General features: G+C 63.8%; 18 protein-coding genes. 9 read left to right on the top strand and 9 right to left on the bottom strand.

The genetic code is table 11. The features are described 5' to 3' along the window. Positions 1–31: 31 nt before the first annotated feature. Entirely contained in the window at positions 32–1,408 is a 1,377-nt protein-coding gene (gene trkA / locus AB5Y98_RS17915; protein ID WP_010635452.1) for a Trk system potassium transporter TrkA, read from the top strand. Between the two features lie 96 nt (positions 1,409–1,504). After that, entirely contained in the window at positions 1,505–2,947 is a 1,443-nt protein-coding gene (locus tag AB5Y98_RS17910; RefSeq protein WP_368232401.1) for a TrkH family potassium uptake protein, read from the top strand. A 128-nt stretch (positions 2,948–3,075) separates the two neighbouring features. Here the strand turns inward: AB5Y98_RS17910 and rmuC are convergent, their stop codons facing one another. Next, positions 3,076–4,416: a DNA recombination protein RmuC gene (gene rmuC, locus AB5Y98_RS17905; RefSeq protein ID WP_226009154.1), complete on the bottom strand. Its 1,341-nt coding sequence runs from the start codon at positions 4,414–4,416 to the stop codon at positions 3,076–3,078. Next, entirely contained in the window at positions 4,413–4,628 is a 216-nt protein-coding gene (locus tag AB5Y98_RS17900; RefSeq protein WP_005307744.1) for a hypothetical protein, read from the bottom strand. Before AB5Y98_RS17900 ends, rmuC begins: the two co-directional genes overlap by 4 nt. 138 nt (positions 4,629–4,766) lie before the next feature. Here AB5Y98_RS17900 and AB5Y98_RS17895 point away from each other — a divergent pair, with 138 nt between their 5' ends. Continuing rightward, positions 4,767–5,279 carry a ferredoxin-type protein NapF gene (locus AB5Y98_RS17895; protein ID WP_010635455.1) on the top strand — a complete coding sequence of 171 codons (513 nt, stop codon included), beginning with the start codon at positions 4,767–4,769 and terminating at the stop codon, positions 5,277–5,279. 60 nt (positions 5,280–5,339) lie between these two features. Here the strand turns inward: AB5Y98_RS17895 and AB5Y98_RS17890 are convergent, their stop codons facing one another. From AB5Y98_RS17890 to AB5Y98_RS17865, 6 genes are all read right to left on the bottom strand, one after another. Further along, positions 5,340–5,792: an Rrf2 family transcriptional regulator gene (locus AB5Y98_RS17890; RefSeq protein ID WP_005307739.1), complete on the bottom strand. Its 453-nt coding sequence runs from the start codon at positions 5,790–5,792 to the stop codon at positions 5,340–5,342. A 298-nt stretch (positions 5,793–6,090) separates the two neighbouring features. Beyond that, positions 6,091–6,930 (bottom strand): PfkB family carbohydrate kinase, encoded by an 840-nt coding sequence (locus tag AB5Y98_RS17885; RefSeq protein WP_005307736.1) that lies wholly within the window; start codon positions 6,928–6,930, stop codon positions 6,091–6,093. Positions 6,931–7,049: 119 nt separating this feature from the next. Further along, positions 7,050–8,165 carry an alanine dehydrogenase gene (gene ald, locus AB5Y98_RS17880; protein ID WP_010635456.1) on the bottom strand — a complete coding sequence of 372 codons (1,116 nt, stop codon included), beginning with the start codon at positions 8,163–8,165 and terminating at the stop codon, positions 7,050–7,052. Further along, positions 8,162–8,917 carry a glutamine amidotransferase gene (locus AB5Y98_RS17875; RefSeq protein ID WP_010635457.1) on the bottom strand — a complete coding sequence of 252 codons (756 nt, stop codon included), beginning with the start codon at positions 8,915–8,917 and terminating at the stop codon, positions 8,162–8,164. Before AB5Y98_RS17875 ends, ald begins: the two co-directional genes overlap by 4 nt. Before the next feature lie 84 nt (positions 8,918–9,001). Continuing rightward, the gene (locus tag AB5Y98_RS17870; protein WP_201882215.1) at positions 9,002–10,498 is read right to left on the bottom strand and encodes a CoA-acylating methylmalonate-semialdehyde dehydrogenase; all 1,497 of its coding nucleotides are present in this window, start codon (positions 10,496–10,498) and stop codon (positions 9,002–9,004) included. A gap of 97 nt (positions 10,499–10,595) precedes the next feature. Then, positions 10,596–11,927, bottom strand: coding sequence for an aspartate aminotransferase family protein (locus AB5Y98_RS17865; protein ID WP_017788686.1), 1,332 nt, complete (start codon positions 11,925–11,927; stop codon positions 10,596–10,598). A 185-nt stretch (positions 11,928–12,112) separates the two neighbouring features. Here AB5Y98_RS17865 and AB5Y98_RS17860 point away from each other — a divergent pair, with 185 nt between their 5' ends. The 6 genes from AB5Y98_RS17860 (at position 12,113) to AB5Y98_RS17835 (ending at position 17,352) form a co-directional block, all read left to right on the top strand. Beyond that, a complete protein-coding gene (locus AB5Y98_RS17860; protein WP_005307724.1) occupies positions 12,113–12,655 on the top strand; it encodes a cupin domain-containing protein in 543 nt (180 codons plus the stop codon). A 260-nt stretch (positions 12,656–12,915) separates the two neighbouring features. After that, the gene (locus tag AB5Y98_RS17855) at positions 12,916–14,412 is read left to right on the top strand and encodes an aldehyde dehydrogenase (protein WP_124251122.1); all 1,497 of its coding nucleotides are present in this window, start codon (positions 12,916–12,918) and stop codon (positions 14,410–14,412) included. An 8-nt stretch (positions 14,413–14,420) separates the two neighbouring features. Beyond that, a complete protein-coding gene (locus AB5Y98_RS17850; RefSeq protein WP_050491710.1) occupies positions 14,421–14,711 on the top strand; it encodes a hypothetical protein in 291 nt (96 codons plus the stop codon). 125 nt (positions 14,712–14,836) lie between these two features. Then, positions 14,837–15,739: an EamA family transporter RarD gene (gene rarD / locus AB5Y98_RS17845; RefSeq protein ID WP_043170728.1), complete on the top strand. Its 903-nt coding sequence runs from the start codon at positions 14,837–14,839 to the stop codon at positions 15,737–15,739. 66 nt (positions 15,740–15,805) lie between these two features. After that, positions 15,806–16,624 carry a helix-turn-helix domain-containing protein gene (locus tag AB5Y98_RS17840; RefSeq protein WP_368232398.1) on the top strand — a complete coding sequence of 273 codons (819 nt, stop codon included), beginning with the start codon at positions 15,806–15,808 and terminating at the stop codon, positions 16,622–16,624. Between the two features lie 80 nt (positions 16,625–16,704). Beyond that, complete coding sequence (locus AB5Y98_RS17835) at positions 16,705–17,352, top strand: LysE family translocator (protein WP_117405649.1); 648 nt, start codon at positions 16,705–16,707, stop codon at positions 17,350–17,352. A gap of 99 nt (positions 17,353–17,451) precedes the next feature. Here the strand turns inward: AB5Y98_RS17835 and mgtA are convergent, their stop codons facing one another. Next, positions 17,452–20,214: a magnesium-translocating P-type ATPase gene (gene mgtA, locus AB5Y98_RS17830; protein ID WP_368232396.1), complete on the bottom strand. Its 2,763-nt coding sequence runs from the start codon at positions 20,212–20,214 to the stop codon at positions 17,452–17,454. Positions 20,215–21,359: the final 1,145 nt, after the last annotated feature.

Raw genomic sequence — 21,359 nt, 5'->3', positions numbered from 1 at the left:
CTGGCAAGGGTGACGTCCATGAGGCTGTTCTATGAAGATCATCATTCTGGGCGCCGGTCAGGTCGGCGGCACCCTGGCCGAGAACCTGGCCGGCGAGAACAACGACATCACCATAGTCGACACCGACAGCGATCGGCTGCGCGAGCTGCAGGACAAGTTTGACCTGCGGGTAGTGAACGGTCACGGCGCCCATCCCAAGGTGCTGCGCGAAGCCGGCGCCCAGGATGCCGACATGCTGGTCGCGGTCACCAACAGCGACGAGACCAACATGATCGCCTGCCAGGTGGCCTACTCCCTGTTCAACACCCCGAACAAGGTGGCGCGCATTCGCTCCCCGGCCTATCTGGTGGAGCGGGATCGGCTGTTCCTGCCCGAATCCGTGCCGGTGGATCACCTGATCGCCCCCGAGCAGCTAGTGACCGACTATGTGCGCCGCCTGATCGAATACCCGGGCGCCCTTCAGGTGGTGGACTTCGCCGGCGGCAAGGTGGGTCTGGTGGCGGTCAAGGCCTACTACGGCGGCCCGCTGGTGGGTAACGCCCTCTCCACCCTGCGCGATCACATGCCCAACATCGAAACCCGGGTGGCGGCCATCTTCCGTCAGGGCCGCTCCATCCGTCCGCAGGGCACCACCATCATAGAAGCGGATGACGAGGTGTTCTTCGTGGCGGCGGCGGGCCATATCCGCGCCGTGATGTCGGAGCTGCAGCGCCTCGAGAGCCCCTACCGGCGCATCATGATCGTCGGCGGCGGCAACATAGGCGCCGGCCTCGCCCGCCAGCTGGAGAAGCGCTACAGCGTGAAGCTCATCGAGCGCAGCCAGAAGCGGGCGGAGCAGCTCTCCGAGGTGCTGGAGAACACCATCGTCTTCTGTGGCGATGCGGCGGATCAGGAGTTGCTGGCGGAGGAGCACATCGACCAGATCGACGTCTTCATCGCGGTGACCAACGAGGACGAGGCCAACATCATGTCGGCCCTGCTCGCCAAGAAGATGGGCGCCAAGAAGACCATGGTGCTGATCCAGCGCAGCGCCTACGTGGATCTGGTGCAGGGCGGCTCCATCGACATCGCCATCTCGCCCCAGCAGGCCACCATCTCGGCCCTGCTGACCCATGTGCGCCGAGCCGACATCGCCAACGTCTACAGCCTGCGTCGCGGTGCCGCCGAGGCCATAGAGGCCATCGCCCACGGTGACGAGAACACCTCCAAGGTGGTCGGCAAGACGGTGGGCGAGCTCAAGCTGCCGCCCGGCACCACCATAGGTGCCGTGGTTCGGGGGGATGAAGTACTGATCGCCCACGATCGCACCCAGATCCAGCAGGACGACCACGTGGTGATGTTCCTGGTGGACAAGAAGTACATTCCGGAAGTGGAACGCTTGTTCCAGCCAAGTCCCTTCTTCCTGTAACCTGCCCATGTACCCAGGCAGCGCAAAGCAGACCCGGCACCGCCTCTCCAGGGGGTTGTCCGGGTCTTTTGTCAATCAACGACCAGGTTATCTTGCATGATCAAGCTGCGTCCCATCATCTTCACCCTCGGGCTGGTGCTCTCCAAACTGGCCCTGTTCATGTGGCTGCCCACCCTGCTGGCCCTGCTGACCGGTTCAGAGGGGTTCGTCGAGTTTCTCAAGTCGGTGCTGATCACCCACGGCGCGGCCCTGATCTGCCTTCATTACGGCCGCAAGGCGGAGTTTCACCTCGGCGTGCGGGAGATGTTCCTGCTCACCACCTCGGTCTGGGTGGTGGCCTGCATCTTTGGTGCCCTGCCCTTCTTCTTCATCACCCACATCAACTTCACCGACGCCTACTTCGAAACCATGTCGGGGGTGACCACCACAGGCTCCACCGTGCTGTCCGGGCTCGACAACATGGCCCACAGCATCCTGTTGTGGCGTTCCATCCTGCAGTGGCTGGGCGGGGTGGGTTTCATCGTGATGGCGGTGGCGGTACTGCCCTACCTTAACGTGGGGGGCATGAAGCTGTTCCAGACCGAGAGCTCAGACTGGTCGGATAAAAGTGCCCCGCGCGCCAAGACGGTGGCCAACAACATAGTGCTGGTCTACCTGGTGCTCTCCATGCTCTGCTTCCTGGCCTACTGGGTGAGTGGCATGACCCTGTTCGAGGCGGTCAATCACGCCATGACCACCCTCAGCACCGGCGGCTACTCCACCTCCGATCAATCCATGTCCCACTTCTCCAACTCGGCGCACTGGATCGGCACCCTCTTCATGTTTCTCGGCGGCCTGCCCTTCCTGCTCTACGTGCAGAGCCTGAGCCGGCGCGATCACAGCCTGCTCAAGGATGCCCAGGTGCGGGGCTTCTTCTGGCTGGTGGTCTGGGTCACCCTGGTGGTCACCGTCTATCTCTGGTTGCGGGGCACCTACGACTTCACGGATGCCCTGCGCATCAGCAGCTTCAACATCGTCTCCGTGCTCACCACCACTGGCTATGGCCTCGGCGACTATGGCACCTGGGGCCCGCTCACCAGCATCATCTTCATCGTGCTGCTGGCGCTCGGTGCCTGCTCCGGCTCCACCGCCGGCGGCCTCAAGATCTTCCGGGTACAGGTGGCCTTCGCCCTGTTCAAGAAGCAGATGCGCCAGCTGATGCACCCCTCCGGGGTCTTCCCACAGAAGTACAACGGCCGGCCGGTCAACGACGCCATCATCCGCTCGATGATCTCGTTCGTGCTGGCCTACTTCGCCATCATCTTGCTGATCGCCGCCCTGCTCGGCGCCATCGGGCTGGATCCCCTGACCGCCATCTCGGGCTCCATCACCGCCGTGGCCAACGTGGGCCCGGGCATGGGCCCGATCATCGGTCCCAGCGCCAACTTCGCCTCCCTGCCGGACTCGGCCAAGTGGATCCTGTCGTTCGGCATGCTGCTGGGGCGCCTCGAGATCCTGACCGTGGCGGTGATCTTCTTCCCCTCCTTCTGGAGGCAATAACCGACCAGGGCGGCAACCCGCATGCCGGTGAGTTCACGCGTTCGAAGAGCGAAGCCTGTGCGGACGAAGCAATACAAAAGGGCAGCCACTGGCTGCCCTTCTTGTTACATGAAGCATGAGGCTCCGTCTCACTCGGCCGGGTCTTCTCGCTCCAGCGCCCGGTTGACCAGCGGCTCGGGCAGGGTCTTGGTCACCTCCACCCCCAGCTCGCGAAAGCGCTCCACCTGGGCGATCAGGTTGCCGCGGCCGTTCACCAGCCGCCCCATCGCCTTGTCGTAGCTCTCCTGCGCCTTGTGCAGGCTGCCCCCCAGTTGCTGCATCTCCTCCACGAACAGCCGCAGCTTCTCGTAGAGGCGGCCGGCCCGCTCGGCGATCTGGCGGGCATTCTGGTTCTGCCGTTCGTAGCGCCACAGATTCTCTATGGTGCGCAGCGCCACCATCAGGTTGGTGGGGCTCACCAGCAGGATGTTGTTGTCGAGACCGTAGCGCACCAGCGAGGGGTCGGCCTCCACCGCGGTGAGGAAGGCGGGCTCCACCGCCACGAACATCAGCACGTAATCGAGGGTGCGCACCCCGGGCAGCTGCTGGTAATCCTTGCGGCCCAGCTCGCGGATGTGGTTGCGTACCGAGGCGACGTGCTCTTTCAGCGCTACCGCCTTCTCCAGCTCGTCAGCGGCGTTGTACCAGCGCTCATAAGCGGTCAGCGACACCTTGGCATCGATGATGATGTCCTTGTCCTGCGGCAGGTGGACGATGACGTCGGGCTGATAGCGCTTGCCCTTGTCCACCTCGATGTTGACCTGGGTGTGGTACTCGTGACCCTCGCGCAGACCGCATTCGCTGAGGATGCGCGCCAGCACCACCTCGCCCCAGTTGCCCTGCTGCTTGCTGTCGCCCTTGAGGGCGCGGGTCAGCGCCGCCGCCTCCTCGGTCATGCGGGCGTTGAGCTCGGCGAGGCGCTCCAATTCGAACTTGAGGCTGTGGCGCTGGGCCGTCTCCTGGGCGTGGGTCTCCCCCACCTGACGGCGAAAGCCCTCCAGCTGCTCTTTCAGCGGGGTAAGCAGCAGATCCAGGCTGTTCTGGTTCAGTTCGCGGAAGTTGCCCGAGTTTTGCTCGAAGATCCGGTTGGCGAGGTTCTCGAACTGCTGGCTGAGGCGAGCCTCCGCCTCCTGTTGCAGTTGCAGCTTCTCGGCGGCGGCCAGCCGCTCGCTGCGCAGGGTGGCCTCGGCATCCTTGAGACGGGCGGTGAGCTTGATCAGCAGGGTCTGCTGCTGATCCAGCTTCTGCTGGCCCAGCAGCCGCTCGTCCTGCAGCTCGTCATAACGCTCCTGCAGCATCTGCAAGCGCTCCTGGCTCAGCAGCAATTCCCGGGCTTGTGCCGTGCCGCTGCGCCGCCCGATCCCCCAGCCAATGCCGATGGCCAGCAGCGCACCCGGCAGCAGCAGGGTCCAGAGCCCGGGCTCGATCATTTGCGACCCCGTTGGCGCAGGAACAGTTCGAGATAGCGGTTGAGCAGCAGCCAGATCAGCACGTAGAGCAGATAGGCGGCCAGCACCACCCACTTGTGGCTGTTAACCCCGGTGTCGAGCTCGACGAATTCGATCCCCTTGATGCGGCAGTAGCCCCACATCAGCAAGGGGAAGACATAGAGCAGAGAAGCACGCCACAGAAATAACCACATGAGTTCATTCAATCCTGCAAAAAGACCCGCCTAGCTTACACAAGGGCAACCCGGCTTGCGATCCTGGCCGGCGCTATTCTCTGGCTTGCGAAGGGAAACTTGGATAAAATTAACCCCTAATAGGTATCAGGGGTGGGCATGACGCATTTTTTCTGTCGCTGGCTGACGCAGGCATTGGGAGGCTCCCGCAAACCCGAAGTGGTTTGCCATGAAGCCCGTCCCCCCTGGGCCATCGAAGAGTCCCAGTTCCTCTCCCTCTGCTCACGCTGCGGCGAATGCTTCAAGGCCTGTCCCAACGGCCTGCTCAAACCGGCCACCCAGCCCGAATACGACGGCAGCCCCATCGCCGGCACGCCGCTGCTCGATCTCGCCTGCGGCCAGTGCAGCTACTGCGGCAGCTGCGCCAGAGCCTGTCCGACCGGCGCCCTCGACCTGCAACTTGGCCGTCAGGTGCAGACCCGGGTACGGATCGAGGCAAGCTGTCAGGCCCGCCAGGGCTTCTACTGCCTGCTCTGTGAAGATGCCTGCCCCCAGCAGGCGATCAAGGCCTGCGCCGACGGCGTCAGCATCAACATGGCGGCCTGCGACGGTTGCGGCGCCTGCGGCCTCGCCTGCCTGCACGGCGCCATCACCCTGATCCCCCAACCCTGATCCCGCGTCCGGCGCAAACGACAAAGGGGCCCGCGGGCCCCTTTGTCGTGCTTGCCTGGCTTATGCCATGGCCAGGATGGAATCCTGTTCGATGCCGAGCAGGTGGCAGAGCCGGGTCGGGTCGCGCACCGCATCGGCCAGGGTGTATTCGCCCAGCACCTCGAGGAAGGCGTTCATGGCGCGACGCAAAATGCCCTGGATTCGGCAGCCGCCGGAGAGGCGGCAGTTTTCGCGCTTGCAGTCTACCGGGCAGAGCACGTGCTCCATGTCCATCACCACGTCGCGCAGGTTGATGGAGACGGCGGAGCGACCGAGCCGGATGCCGCCATGCTTGCCACGCACCGTCTCTATGTACCCCTTGATGCCGAGCTGGTGGACAATCTTGACCACGTGGTTGCGGGAGATGCCAAAGGTATCGGCCACCTCTGTGATGGTCGACAGGCGATCTCCCGGCTGGACGGCCAGAAAGGTGAGGGTACGCAGGGCATAGTCGGTAAATCGTGTCAGTTGCATGGTCGCACTTGCCTCTTACTACAAGCCAGAAATCAGGACGACGACCTAAAGCTAAGAGGTAGGGGAACACCTGCGCCCGCGCAGCGTCCGCCTCTTAATCTGAGTCGTGGAGGTCAAGGTTAAGAGCAGCTCAGGCGGGTGTCGATGAAGATGCACATAAATCGACACTTTCTTTGATTGATCGCAAACTTGCAGGGTTAGCTCAAGGTTTTGGCGGGTTTTGACGGTGAAATTCGCCGGTTTCCTCCCTCGCCCCCATCGATGCTGCCATGTGTCATTCGCAACCGTTTTTGCCGATTCAATGGGGCTGCTTGAGCCAGTTCTTCAGAGCGCTGGAGGGGATGGAACTCTCGGAGGCGACCGCAAAAGCGCCCCAGTCCACCGCGCACTGCAGCGCCTCCCGGATCGCCATGCCCCGCGCCAGTCCGTGGATCAGGCCGCCGGCGAAGGCATCCCCCGCCCCCGTGGTATCGACCACCGACACCGGCCGCGCCGCCACCCGGATCTGCTCCTCGCCGTGAATGGCCACCGCCCCCGCCTTGCCTTCGGTCAGTACCAGCCAGGCCAGCTGCTCGCCGGCGATCTGGCGGGCATGCTGCCAGAGGTCGTCCACCTCGCCGAGATCGGAGCGGGAGGCCACCAGCACGTGGCAGGGGCGACGCGCCTGGCCGCCCTTGGGGTACTGGGCCACCACGAAGCTCTTACCGAGCATCTGGCGCATGTAGCCAATGATGGCGGTGCCGGGATAGTTCACGTAGAGGCAGTCCACCCCCTCGCTCGGCAGATCCCCCGGCAGATCCGGGCGCCGTGGCCGCCTGAGGATGGTGCGCTCGCCGGTGGAGTCCACCAGGATCAGCAGCTCGCCGGTCTCGCCGCCGAAGCGCTCCACATGGCTGCAATCCAGGCCGTAGCCCGCCGCCTGCTCCAGCAGCCAGTCGCCGGTTTCGTCCAGCCCGATGCGCGACGCTATGGTCACCTCGTGGCCGGCCCACACCAGCCCGATGCCGGTGTTGGCGGCGCCACCGCCGAGCCGGCGGCCCTGATCCACGTATTGCAGGCGGGCACCGGCCACCAGGGGTTCAGAGAGGGAGAGCACGTGATCACAGTTGAGATTGGCGAGCAGCAGAATGCGGGACATGAAGAGACCTCACTGACAGGGGAGCCCAGTATATGAGAAAGGGCCACAGCGGCCCTCCCTGAAATCGCGGGGTTTGTGAGCCCGCTCGACGTTTGCCGGGCGGACTCGCGACGGCTGCGTCAGTCCAGTACCGCCTCGGCGCTGACGTACTCGTAGCCGAGCGCCTGCGCCACCGCCGCCTGGGTGATCTTGCCCTTGAACACGTTCAGACCGGCCCGCAGGTGGCGATCCTCCTGCAGCGCCCGGGCATAGCCCTTGTCGGCCAACGCCAGCACGAACGGCAGGGTGGCGTTGGTCAGCGCGAAGGTGGAGGTGCGCGCCACCCCGCCCGGCATGTTGGCCACGCAGTAGTGGATGATGCCGTCCACCACGTAGGTGGGCTCCTCGTGGGTGGTCGGGTGGGAGGTCTCGAAACAGCCGCCCTGATCGATGGCCACGTCCACCAGCACCGAGCCCTTGCGCATCAGCTTGAGCATGTCGCGGGTCAGCAGCTTGGGCGCCGCCGCCCCCGGGATCAGCACGGCACCGATCACCAGGTCGGCTTGGGCGATGCACGCCTCTATGTTGGTGCGGGTGGAGTAGAGGGTCTTGAGGGCCGGGCCGTAGAGGCTGTCCAGCTCCCGCAGTCGCGGCAGGGAGCGATCCAGGATGGTGACGTCGGCCCCCAGTCCCAGCGCCATGCGCGCCGAGTTGACACCGACCACACCGCCGCCCAGCACCACCACCTTGGCGGGTGCCACCGCCGGCACCCCACCCAGCAGGGTGCCGTTGCCCCCCTGCGCCTTCTCCAGGCTGTGGGCGCCGGCCTGGATCGCCATCCGCCCCGCCACCTCGGACATGGGCGCCAGCAGCGGCAGGCCGCCGCGATCGTCGGTCACCGTCTCGTAGGCGATGGCCACCGCCCCCGAGTGCACCAGCAGCTGGGTCTGCACCGGATCTGGCGCCAGGTGCAGGTAGGTGAACAGCAGCTGACCCGGTCTGAGCAGCTCGCACTCCTCCGGCTGGGGCTCCTTCACCTTCACTATCATCTCGGCCCGGGCGAAGATCTCCGCCGCGCTGGCCACCAGTTCGGCACCGGCTGCCTGGTACTCGGCGTCGGACAGCCCGATCGCCTCGCCTCCCTGCTGCTGCACCAGCACCTTGTGTCCCCGGGCCGTCAGCTCCTGCACTCCGGCGGGAGTCATGCCGACCCGGTATTCATGGTTTTTGATTTCCTTGGGTACGCCAATAATCATGCTCGCTCTCCTGCTGTGATCCCGCCGGCGGCCGTGTCGGCGCCGGGCAGGATGCCCAAAAATTGCAACAACCACTGCATCATGGTGGCCGAATCCACCTCTCCCTCCAACGAGGAGAGGCTGCGCTGATAGCGGTCATCGGACAGGAAATCCCGCCGCCGCTCGATCAGCGCCCGGTTGTACGCCACCGAGAATTCCGGATGTCCCTGGATGGCCACTATGTGGTCACCCTGCAAAAACATGAAATTGGGACAAAAATCATTGCCCGCCAGCCGGGTGGCTCCCGGCGGCAGCTGCTCCACCTGATCCTGGTGACTGGCCAGGATCCGGATGGTCTCGAGCCCCGGCTCCATCCAGGGTTGCCTGGCCAGCATGGGATGGACCGACACCCCCAGCCCCCAACCCTTGGTGGACTTCACCACCTCGCCCCCCAGCGCCTGGGCGATCACCTGGTGACCGAAGCAGACCCCCGCCAGCTTGACGTCGGCATCGTGGGCGCGCCGGATCCAGTCGCGCAGCGCCTGGATCCAGGGAATGTCGCTGTAGGCATCGTGGCGCGAGCCGGTGATGAGCCAGGCATCGCACTCGTGCAGATCGGCCGGCAGCTCGCCATCGAGCGCCGACCAAACCCGAAATTCCAGCCCGGGGGCCAGTGCCCGGAAGCCCTTGATAAACATCTCGGAGTAAACGGGGCCGAAGTCCCCCGCCAAATCGGGGTCCAGCCGGTCACAATCGAGAATTCCCAGTCGCATCTGTTACTCCTTCACAGTGATAGCGGCGAACGAAGGTGGATTCCTGCCACCGGGCCATGTCCGGGCTAGCTGCTGCATGGTTGATTACTTCATGGTCGGCATGGAGAACTCCGCGCCCGCCCGCAGGCTCTGGGGCCAGCGGGCAGTCACCGTCTTCATCCGGGTATAGAAGCGCACCCCATCCGGCCCGTGCATGTTGAGCGGCCCGAAGATGGACCGCTTCCAGCCGCCAAAGCTGTGAAACGCCATGGGCACCGGGATGGGAACGTTCACCCCTACCATACCGACCTGCACGCGAGCGGTGAAGTCCCGCGCGGTGTCGCCGTCACAGGTGAAGATGGCGGTGCCGTTGCCGTACTCGTGTTCGTTGATGAGCTTGAGCGCCGTCTCGTAGTCCGGCGCCCGCACGATGGCCAGCACAGGGCCGAAGATCTCCTCCCGGTAGATGCGCATCTCCGGGCTCACCCGGTCGAACAGGCTGCCGCCGATGAAGTAACCCTCGCCGTGGCTCAGGCCCCGGCCGTCCACCACCAGTTCGGCCCCCTCGGCCACCCCCTGATCCACATAGCCGCGCACCTTGGCCAGGTGCTCGCGGCTGATGAGGGGCCCCATCTCGTTCTCCGGGCTCTGGCCCAGCCCCGGGCCCACCCGCAGCGCCGCCACCAGCGGCGACAGCCTGGCCACCAGCGCATCGGCGGTGTCGTCACCCACCACCACGGCCACCGAAATGGCCATGCAGCGCTCGCCGGCGGCGCCGTAGGCCGCCCCCATCAGGGCGGAGACCGCCTGATCGAGATCCGCATCCGGCATCACCACCATGTGGTTCTTGGCGCCGCCCAGCGCCTGTACCCGCTTGCCGTGGGCCGAGGCGGTGGCATAGATGTACTGGGCGATGGGGGTGGAGCCGACGAACGACACGGCGCCGACCCGCGGGTCGGTCAACAGCACGTCCACCACCTCCTTGTCGCCGTTGACCACGTTGAGCACCCCGTCCGGCAGGCCGGCCTGCTTGAGCAGCTCGGCCATCCGCAGGGAGAGGGAGGGATCCTTCTCGGAGGGCTTGAGAATGAAGGTGTTGCCGCAGGCGATGGCCACCGGAAACATCCAGAGCGGCACCATGGCCGGGAAGTTGAACGGGGTGATGCCGGCGCAGACGCCCACCGGCTGCATCATGGAGTGGCTGTCGACCCCGCGGCCCACGTTAAGGGAGTGTTCCCCCTTGAGCAGATGAGGAATGCCGCAGGCGAACTCCACCACCTCGAGACCGCGGGTCAGCTCGCCCTGGGCGTCAGAGAACACCTTGCCGTGCTCGCGGCTGATCAGCCGCGCCAGATCGTCCCTGTGCTGCTCCATCAGCTCCTTGAAGCGAAACAGCACCCGGGCCCGCACCAGCGGCGGGGTCTGCGCCCAGTCGGCCAGGGCGCGCTCGGCGCTGGCGATGGCATCCTGGCACTCGGCGGCGGTGCTGAGCACCACCTGGCCCTGCTGCTGGCCGGTGGCCGGGTTGAAGATGGCCCCGAAGCGCTCGCTGCGGCTCTCGGTCGTCTCGCCGTCGATGAAGTTGCTGACCCTGTATGTCATAAATCCTCCGTGATGGGTTATTCGTGCCTGCCCGCGCCGCCCGGGGAGCAGGCACGGGCAAGTGGCGCCGCGGCGGGCGCCATCAATCGGTTAAAAGTCAGTCCTGGGCCTGCAGGGCGTCCTGCAGCAGGGTGAAGAGGTCGTCGATCTGGCTGCGCTCTATGATGAGGGGCGGCGACAGGGCGATGATGTCGCCGGTGACGCGGATAAGCGCTCCCTTCTCGAAGCAGCGCACGAACACCTCGTAGGCGCGCTTGCCCGGCGCATCCGGCATGGACTCGAGCTCGATGCCCGCCACCAGCCCGTAGTTGCGCACGTCCTTCACGTGCTTGCAGCCCTTCAGCGAATGGGCCGCCTCCTCCCAGTAGCCCGCCAGATCGGCGGCGCGACTGAGCAGGTTCTCGTTGCGATAGATCTCGAGGGTCGCGAGGCCCGCGGCGGCGGCCACCGGGTGACCCGAGTAGGTGTAGCCGTGGAACAGCTCGATGGCCCCCTTGCCGGCCGCCATCATGTCGTCATAGATGTGGTTCTGTACCAGCACGGCGCCCATGGGGATGGCCCCGTTGGTGAGCCCCTTGGCACAGGTGATCATGTCGGGGATGACGTCGAACTCCTGGGCGGCGAAAGGAGAGCCGAGGCGGCCGAAACCGGTGATCACCTCGTCGAAGATCAGCAGGATGCCGTGTTTGGTACAGATCTCCCGCAGCCGCTTGAGGTAGCCTTTGGGGGGCATCAGCACGCCGGTACTGCCGGCGATGGGCTCGACAATTACCGCCGCTATGTTGCTGGCATCGTGCAGGAAGACGATCTTCTCCAGCTCGTCAGCCAGGCTGAGATCTTCCTCCGGCAGCCCCTTGGTGAAGGCATTCTTGGTGATGTTGAGGGTGTGTGGCAAATGATCCACCCCGCCCAGCAGGGAGCCGAACCACTTGCGGTTGCCGGGAATGCCCCCCACCGAGATGCCGCCAAAACCGACCCCGTGGTAGCCGCGCTCACGGCCGATGAGCCGGGTCCGGGTACCCTGACCTCGCGCCCGCTGCCAGGCCAGCGCGATCTTGAGCGCGGTATCCACCGATTCCGAACCTGAGTTGGTATAGAAGACGTGGCCGAAGCCCTTGGGGGCGATCTCCACCAGCCGGTTGGCCAGCTCGAACGGCAGGGGGTGCCCCATCTGGAACGTGGGGGCAAAATCGAGGTGGGAAATCTGCTGGGAGACCGCCTCGGCAATCTCGTGCCGACCATGACCCGCGTTGCAACACCAGAGCCCGGCGGTGCCATCCAGTATCTTGCGGCCATCCTCTGAGTGATAATACATTCCCTCGGCCGACTTCAGGATGCGCGGCGCCGCCTTGAACTGCTGGTTGGCGGTAAACGGCATCCAGAAGGCGGACATGTCGGAGGGCGTATTGATGTCGCTGATCGGTTTCATGGTCACCTCATCCTTAAGGTGTTTAGTAACTATCGGCCAACGCCTATTAAATTAAACACCTAAAATCTTAAAAAAGGGCTCAAACTTGCCCCATATGGTGTCACCCGGCTAGCTGCTCTGAGCGGGGTGGTATAAGATATTTAACACAAATTTAATAATAGTAAACAGTCAAGGAGTGTCTATCGATGGATATCGGTCACCGCCTCAAGGCGGTTCGCACCAAAGCCGCCCTCTCCCAGCGCGAGCTGGCCAAACGCTCCGGTGTGACCAACGGCTTTATCTCCCAGATCGAGAAAAATCAGGTGAGCCCCTCGGTCGCCTCCCTGCGCAAGGTGCTGGAAGGGATCCCCATGTCGCTGGCCACCTTCTTCACCGATGAGACGGAGATGGATTCCGAGGTGATCTTCCGCGCCGCCGACATGCCGGATCTCGGCACCCACCCCATCAGCTACCGCCTGGTGGGACACAGCCGCGCCAACCGCGCCATCGGCATGATGCAGGAGATACTGCCACCGGGCGCCGACACCGGCGACGATATGCTGAGCCACGAAGGCGAAGAGTGCGGCATCGTCATCCAGGGCCAGGTGGAGGTCACCGTCGGCGAGCAGGTCTACCTGCTGGCGCCGGGGGACGGCTACTACTTCGACAGCCGCACCCCGCACCGTTTTCGCAATGTGGATGAGCACGAATGCGTGCTGATCTCGGCCAACACCCCCGCCAGCTTCTAAGCCATGAGAGGGGAGATCCCGCCCCTCGGCAGACCCAACAGCACGACCAGCCCCTTAGCGCCGGCCTGCGGTTAGGCAGGCGCCGACGGCCGCGCTTGCGGTGCGGTTTGCCCTGCCGGATACCCTCAACGGGACGGATTCCGGATGAGGCCAAACCGGCAAAGTGTTTAACGAATTGTTACAGGATGGATTTACAAGCGGCAGGATGTTTAGCATATTGATACGCGGAAACTGACTTTTTGCCGGTTCAAGGAGTGAACATGAGTGACCTGACCCTGGCCCAGTGGCAACACAAGGCCTCCCACCTGACCCTGCCCTCGCAAGCCTTCATCGACGGCAGCTACCGGGACGCCATCAACGGCGCCACCTTCGACTGCATCAACCCGGCCAACGGCAAGCTGCTGACCAGGGTTGCCGCCTGCGACGCCGCCGATGCCGAACTGGCGGTGCAGGCCGCCCGCGCCGCCTTTGACGACAAACGCTGGAGCGGTCTGTCGCCCAAGCAGCGCAAGCAGATCCTGCAGCGCTTCGCCGAACTGATGCGGCTCAATCTGGTGGAGCTGGCACTGCTGGAATCACTCGACATGGGCAAGCCCATCGGTGACGCCATGGGTTATGACGCCCCCGCCGCCGCCAACTGCATCGCCTGGAACGCCGAGGCCATCGACAAGATCTACGATCAGGTCGCTCCGGTCGAGGAGTCCGCCCTGGCGCTGGTGACCCGCGAGCCGCTCGGCGTTGTGGCCGCCATCGTCCCCTGGAACTTCCCGCTGGTGATGGCCTGCTGGAAGCTGGGCCCGGCGCTCGCCACCGGCAACTCGGTTATCCTCAAACCCTCCGAGAAATCCCCGCTCACCGCCCTGCGCATCGCCGGTCTGGCCAAGGAGGCCGGCATCCCCGACGGCGTGTTCAACGTGCTGCCCGGCTTCGGCCACACGGTCGGCGAGGCGCTGGCCATGCACATGGACGTGGACTGCATCACCTTCACCGGCTCCACCAAGATCGGCAAGCATCTGGTGCAGTGCTCCGGCAAGTCCAACCTCAAGCGCGCCTTCATGGAGTGCGGCGGCAAGAGCCCCAACATCATACTGGCGGATGCGCCTGACCTGGACGCCGCCGCCCGCAGCGCAGCCGGTGCCATCTTCTACAACCAGGGCGAGGTGTGCACCGCCGCCTCCCGCCTGCTGGTGCAAAACAGCATCAAGCCGCAGTTCATGGAGCGGCTGCTGGCCCATGCCCGCGAGTGGATCTCGGCCAACCCGCTCGACCCTACCACCCGCATCGGCGCCATGGTGGACCACATCCAGATGGAGCAGGTGCTCAACTACATCGCCATCGGCCAGCAGCAGGGCGCCAAGCTGCTGCTGGGGGGCAAACGCACCAATACCGAGAGCGGCGGCTTCTATATCGAGCCCACCATCTTCGACGAGGTGACCCCAGAGATGCGCATCTTCCGCGAGGAGATCTTCGGCCCCGTGCTCGCGGTGACCGGCTTCGATACCCTGGAAGAGGCCATTGCGCTCGGCAACGACACCGACTACGGTCTGGCGGCCGCAATCTGGACGGCGGATCTCAACAAGGCGGTGAAAGGCTCCCGCGCCCTGCGCGCCGGCACCGTGTTCGTCAACAACTGGGATGGCGGCGACATGACCATGCCGTTCGGCGGTTTCAAACAGTCCGGCAACGGTCGCGACAAGTCGTTGCATGCGCTGGAGAAGTACACCGAGCTGAAAAGCACCTGGATCCAGCTCGAATAGCATCAGAAATGACGTTCATTTATCGAAAAGGGGGAGAAATCCCCCTTTTTCATTTTTACCCTTTCATCGCCGGCCTCAATCGATATAATCATCAAATAGACAAGCCCTTAAATATAAAGATAAAAATGTTATTTTTTCTGGGAAGTGTACTGTTTCTGGTAATAGGACTGCCGCTGCTGTTCTACATACTGGGACACGGTGAGGCCTACGTGACCTGGGGTCCGTGGATCTCCGCCATCGCACTCATGCTGTGGCTGCTGCTGGACGTGGACAAGATCCGCCGCGGCGGAGGCCGCTGAGCAGGGCAGTACGCCGTTAAAATCCGCTGATCACCATTTATTCGCTTCTTTCCCCGCAAAAGGATCGCTACACTGATTTTTTGCGATGCGTTCCAGCATCCGCCTCTCCAGTGAAGGTTATCCGCATGCAGCAACACGTTCAGCGCCAGGGCGTCATCTACGCCTTGTGCGCCTATACCCTTTGGGGCCTGGCGCCCATCTACTTCAAGACCATCGCCGCCGTGCCGGCCGCCGAGATCCTGACCCATCGCATGATCTGGTCGTGCGCCCTGCTGCTGGTGCTGACCCTGCTCGGCCGCCAGTGGCACAAGGTGCAGGCGGTACTGCGCCAGCCGAAGGTGCTGCTCACCCTGGCCTTCACTTCCATCACGGTCGGCGGCAACTGGCTGCTGTTCATCTGGGCCATCAACAACGGCCACATGCTGGATGCCAGCCTCGGCTACTACATCAACCCGCTGTTCAACGTGCTGCTCGGCATGCTGTTCCTGAGCGAGAAGCTGCGCCGGTTGCAGTGGTGGGCGGTGGGACTGGCGGCGATCGGTGTCGCCATCCAGATCATCGCCTTCGGCTCCCTGCCCTGGATCGCCCTGGTGCTGGCCTCGAGCTTCGCCATCTATGGCCTCATTCGCAAGAAGCTGGCCCTCGACGCGCTGACCGGCCTCTTGATCGAGACCCTGATCATGCTGCCGCCGGCCGCCATCTATCTGTGGGGCATCGCCGACAGCCCCACCAGCCATCTCACCCAGAATGACTGGCACCTCAACCTGTTGCTGATCGCCGCCGGTGCGGTCACCACGGCGCCGCTGCTCTGCTTCACCGCCGCCGCCACCCGGCTCAAGCTCTCCACTCTGGGCTTCTTCCAGTACATAGGCCCCAGCCTGATGTTCATCCTGGCGGTCACCCTCTATGGCGAAGCGCTGGCACTGGACAAGATGATCACCTTCGCCTTCATCTGGAGCGCGCTGGTGCTGTTCAGTCTGGACGGGCTGCGCAGCGGCAAACGCCGGCAGACTGCGGAGCAGGCTTGACGGGACGCCGCCCGGCGCTGCAATAATCTACAAGCCCATGCCCGGGTTTCAGGTTATCAATAGCCGATGAGCGCACCCCAATCCCGCATCCACTACTGGCAATCCCGGCTGCTGCCGGGAGTTGAACTCTCCCACTCCCACCACAGGGAGTTCAGCTATGGCCGCCATGTTCACCTGGACTACCACATAGGTCTGGTGCAGCAGGGCGGCCAGAAATTCATCCACAAGGGCAACAGCCACCACCTGGTGCGCGGCGAGCTCTCCACCGTCAACCCGGACGAGATGCACGACGGCCTCAGCCTGCGGCCGGAAGGGTACGAGGTGCGGGTGTTCGCCATCGCCCCCGAGCAGCTGGCCCGCTGGCTGCCAGAGAGCCCGGAGCCTTTCTTCGACAAGGGGTTGCAGAGCCGTCCCGATCTCTATCAGGGCTTCGCCCGGCTGCACATGTACCTGGACAACCCCAGCCCCGACGGCCTGCTGGCGGAGAGCCAACTGCTGGCCCTGCTCGGCGAGCTGCTGCACATCGCCCCCGAGCGCCACGCCCTGGCCGACCCTCAGCTCAGGTACCTGCGCGACTATCTGATGGCCCGGCTGGATCAGCGCCACAGCCTGGAAGATCTGGCCGCCCTGTTCGGGCTGGATCGCTTCGCCTTCCTGCGCCAGTTCAAGAAGAAGACCGGCATGACCCCCTACGCCTGGCTCAAGCGGCTGCGGCTCGAGCAGAGCAAGCGCCTGCTCGGCAGCGGCCTGCCGGTGAGCGAAGTGGCGCTGGCGGTCGGCTTCTTCGATCAGAGCCACTTCCACCACGGCTTTCGCCAGGCGTTCGGCCTCACCCCTGCCGATTTTCGCCAGCAGATGCTGGCCGCCAGCGGGCGCATCGACTAACTCCGCACTGCAATCTTTTACAATCCGGCGACTCCGCAATCCGCCATGCTGTCACCTCGTACCGTCATCGAGGTTTTACCATGTTCACCAGCCTGTTTCTGACCATAGGTCTCATCCACCTCATCGCCCTGGCGAGCCCGGGCCCGGACTTCGCGCTGATCCTGCGCACCAGCCTGCACAGACCTACCGCGTTGGGTGCTGCACTCGGCATCGCGCTCGCCATCCTGGTGCACGCCACCTTAAGCCTCACCGGCATCAGCCTGCTGATTGCCGAACACCCCTGGCTGTTCATGGCGGTGAAGGTGGTCGGCGCCCTCTATCTGGGCTGGCTCGGCTGGGGAGCGCTCAAGGCGGCCTGGCACAGCTCGGCCGAGCTCGCCCTGCACGCCGGCGGCGAAGCGCAAGGTTGGCGCAAGGGGGTGCAGCGCGGCATTGCCACCAACCTGCTCAACCCCAAGGCGTTGCTGTTCTTCATGGGGCTGCTGGCCGCCATGGTGACGCCCCAGGTGGACGGCCTGACCCGCAGCCTGTTGGTGCTGGAGCTGTTCCTGCTCTCCCTGATCTGGTTCGGCGTGCTGGCCTGGAGCCTCTCCACCGTGCGGGCCCAGCGTCTGCTCGGCCGCGTGCAGCGTCCGCTCAATCTGGTCACCGGCCTGCTGTTTGGCGCGGTCAGCCTCTCCATCCTGACCGGCATGGCCGGCGAGGCCTACGCCCTGGTCCTGCACTGACACCCGTGTGCCAGCCATGAAAAAGAGGGATGGCCCGGGCCATCCCTCTTTGCGTTCATTGCTCCTGACCGGGTAACCGGCCCTCTCACTCACCCTTCATCAGAACCACTGACCGTGGCGCTTGATATAGAGGGTCTTGACGGTCTGGGTCAGCCCCATGTAGGCCAGCATGGTGATCACCAGCCACATGAAGTACTTGGGCGCATCCAGGGTGATGAAGCCGAAGTGCTCAGCCAGCGGCGAAAACGGCAGGTAGCAGCCGATGGCGATGGCGATCGAGGTGGAGAGCAGCACCGGCAGGGTAGCGGTACTCTGCAGGAACGGGATCTTGCGAGTACGCAGCATGTGCACCACCAGGGTCTGCGACACCAACCCCTCGATGAACCAGCCTGAGTTCATGATGGCCTGACCGTTGACCAGCGGATCCATGCTGCCGTTGGCGGTGGCATAGAGGGCACCGGCGCCGAACACGAACCACATCAGGCAGTAGGTACTGATGTCGAACACCGAGGAGGTCGGGCCGAGCCACAGCATGAAGCGCTTGATGTTGCTCGCCTCCCACTTGCGCGGCCGCTTGAGGAACTCGGGGTCCATCTTGTCCCACGGCAGCAACATCTGGGAGACGTCGTACACCAGGTTCTGGATCAGCATCTGCATCGCCAGCATGGGCGCCCAGGGCAGCCAGGCGGAGGCCACCAGCACCGAGAAGACGTTGCCGAAGTTGGAACTGGCGGTCATGTTGAGGTACTTCAGGATATTGCCAAAGGTCTCGCGCCCCTTGATCACCCCCTCCTCCAGCACCATCAGGCTCTTCTCCAGCAGGATGATGTCGGCAGTCTCCTTGGCGATGTCGGCACCGCTGTCCACCGAGATCCCCACGTCTGCGTCCCGCAGCGCCGGCGCATCGTTGATGCCGTCGCCGAGGAACCCCACGGTATTGCCGTTGGCCTGCAGCGCCTTCACCACCCGCGACTTCTGCAGCGGGGTGAGCTTGGCGAAGATGGTGGTCTGTTTGACCGCCTCGCACAGCGCCACGTCGTCCATCCCCTCGATATCCTTGCCGAGCAGCGGCACGCCGGGCGCCAACCCTACATCGCGGCACACCTTGCTGGTGATGATGGGGTTGTCGCCGGTCAGCACCTTGACCGCCACCCCGTACTCGTTAAGGGCACGGATGGCCGGCGCGGCCGAATCCTTGGGCGGATCGAAGAAGGTGAGGAAGCCGCGCACCACCAGCTTGGCCTCGTCGCGGGTCTGATAGCTCTGCTTGCACTCGCCCGCCGGGATCTCGCGGGTCGCCACGATCAGCACCCGATAGCCCTCGGCGTTGAACTCCTCGCTCTGGCGCAGCAGAGCGCGGCGATCGGCGTCGGTCAGCTCCCGCACCTCCTGGCCATCGGCGATCTGGCTGGAGACGGCCAGCATCTCTTCCACCGCCCCCTTGGAGACCATCAGCTGCTGGCCCAGATCGTCCTGCACAATCACCGACAGGCGGCGGCGCACGAAGTCGAACGGCAGCTCGTCCACCTTGCGGTAGTTGGCCGGCTTGCAGCTCTCCCCCAGCGCATCGGCGTGCTCGACCACCGCGATGTCCATCAGGTTCTTCATGCCGCTCTGGTGAAAGCTGTTGAGCCAGGCCAGCTGCAGGATCCGGTCGTCCCGATTGCCGCGCACGTCGTAGTGGTGCTCGAGGATGATCTTGTCCTGGGTCAGGGTGCCGGTCTTGTCGGTGCAGAGCACGTCCATGGCGCCGAAGTTCTGCACCGAGTTGAGCCGCTTCACCACCACCTTGCGCTTGGCCATGGCCACCGCGCCCCGCGCCAGGTTGGCGGAGACGATCATCGGCAGCATCTCGGGGGTAAGCCCCACCGCCACCGCCAGCGCGAAGGTGAGCGCCGACATCCAGTCACCGCTGCTGACCCCGCTCAGCATGAAGACGATGGGCACCATCACCAGCATGAAGCGAATAAGCAGCCTGGTGACGCTGTTCACGCCGCGATCGAAACTGGTCTCGATGCGCTTGTGGCTCACCACGTTGCGGGCCAGCGAACCGAAATAGGTGTCGCTGCCGGTGGCCACCACCACGGCGCGGGCGGTACCACTCACCACGTTGGTCCCCATGAAGCAGATGTTGGGCAGATCGAGCATCCCCCCCTCTGCTGCAGCGCTCCCTTCCGCCGACTTGCCGGCCACGGCGCCCAGGGTGTCGTACTTCTCCACCGGCAGCGCTTCGCCGGTCAGCACCGCCTGGCTGATGAAGAGATCGCGCGATTCGATCAGCTTGATGTCGGCCGGGATCATGTCCCCCGCCTGCAGGTGCACTATGTCACCGGCCACCAGCTCGGTCATCGCCACTTCCTTGCGCTGGGGGGCGACTCCCGGCGAGGGGCGACGCTGCACGGTGGCGGTGTTGCGCACCAGCGACTTGAGCGCCTCGGCCGCCTTGGCGGAGCGGTACTCCTGCCAGAAGCGCAGCAGACCGCTCAGCCCCACCATGACGCCGAGGATGATCACCTTGACCCAATCCTCGTCGCCCGGCTCGGCCATCAGCACGTCCATCACGTAGCTGACCAGCCCGAGCACGATCAGCACCATCACGAAGGGGTTCTTGAACGCCTGCAGCAGCTGGATCAGCGCATGGGGTGGCTTGTCGTGGGTCACCTCGTTGGGACCGAACTGGATCAGGCGGTTGGCGGCCTCGGTCGCGGTGAGGCCATCGATGTTGCCGCGCACGGCGGTGAGGGTGTACTCGAGGGACTTGTCGGCCTCGTCGAGCACCCGGGAGGAGAGCTTCTCCTTCTGGCTGCCCGGGGCGACGAACCCTCTCTGCTTGTGCCGGCTGGCGGTATGTTGTTGCTTCATGACTCTTTATCCTGATTTTTACGCGCAGGCGGGCGCTGTCGCGGGCCGGGCCTGGCGTCAGTACTGAAATCGAAGGCTGTGAACCCAACGCAATGCCGGCACGGTCAATCGCCGCGCGCGGGGCGGCCCGTCAGACACATGTCTGCCGTCGTGCCAACCGGCATGGTCAGGTCGGATCGGGGGTCAGGACACCGCATCCCGTCCCGCAGGGATCAGGAGTGGGCAGGCGTGGACCCCGAGGGTCTAGGTTTGGGCTCTTCGGTCATGGCGGTTCCTCCGAGTTGGGCTGCAGCAAGCCGGCCCGACATATCGATGGCACGGCTGGTCATCGCCGGCGGGCAGATCCGCGCGGCGGCATTATCGACAGGGCATGAATCGTGACGGCGACTCATTGCACAAAAGAAGATCAGGATAACGGCAGGCAACCATAACGGCATGATGGTCGAACAATAACGAGCTGCAGCTCATGGGCCGGTTCAGCAGGGAAACAACCGCACCCCATGAATATATTTCAAAATCACCAAGGCATATTTTGAAATATATATGGCAGAAACTTTCATTATTTAAATTCGCAACCCGTTCTATCGAAAACAACATTGTTTTCAATACACACGGTCCATCCTGTTATTTCACGCCAGCCTGGCTGACCATGCTCACGAAGAAACCTTCGAGCGGCCATGACGAGCAGACACGTGCCCATTACCAAGGGCTCGCGTGACAAGGCGTGCAATTGCTGGGGCGCGAGGCGGCATGGCTCGCAGAGGGAGTGGAACAATCCGGGGAACAATCCGGGGAACAACGCAGATCCCGGCGGGACTGGGTTGCAAGAGTCGGGATGACTCGCTAGATGCCACACTCTGAGCGATCAGAGTGAGGGAGAAGAAGGGATATCAACCTCAGTTCTGATTAGCCCACATCGCGCTGTGCAATCGGCTACAACTGTCGCTGTCCATAATATCCTTCCACCTGTTGATAACAGGTCAAGATTCTACCCAGAAATATGGGGTGGCGCAAAATATAAATTCATCTTTCGCCATCAAATTCCAATTAAGGACGGCAGAGATATTAATTATTGCGCGAAAACGGATTCATCCTCATTTAGCTCTGCAACACAGGGTTAATTGATCTGGATGGGGTTTTGCCCG

The organism is Aeromonas sp. s3 (assembly GCF_040907805.1).
GTDB lineage: Bacteria > Pseudomonadota > Gammaproteobacteria > Enterobacterales > Aeromonadaceae > Aeromonas > Aeromonas dhakensis.
Note: the sequence above shows the minus strand (reverse complement) of the source record. Positions and strands in the feature narration are given on the sequence as shown.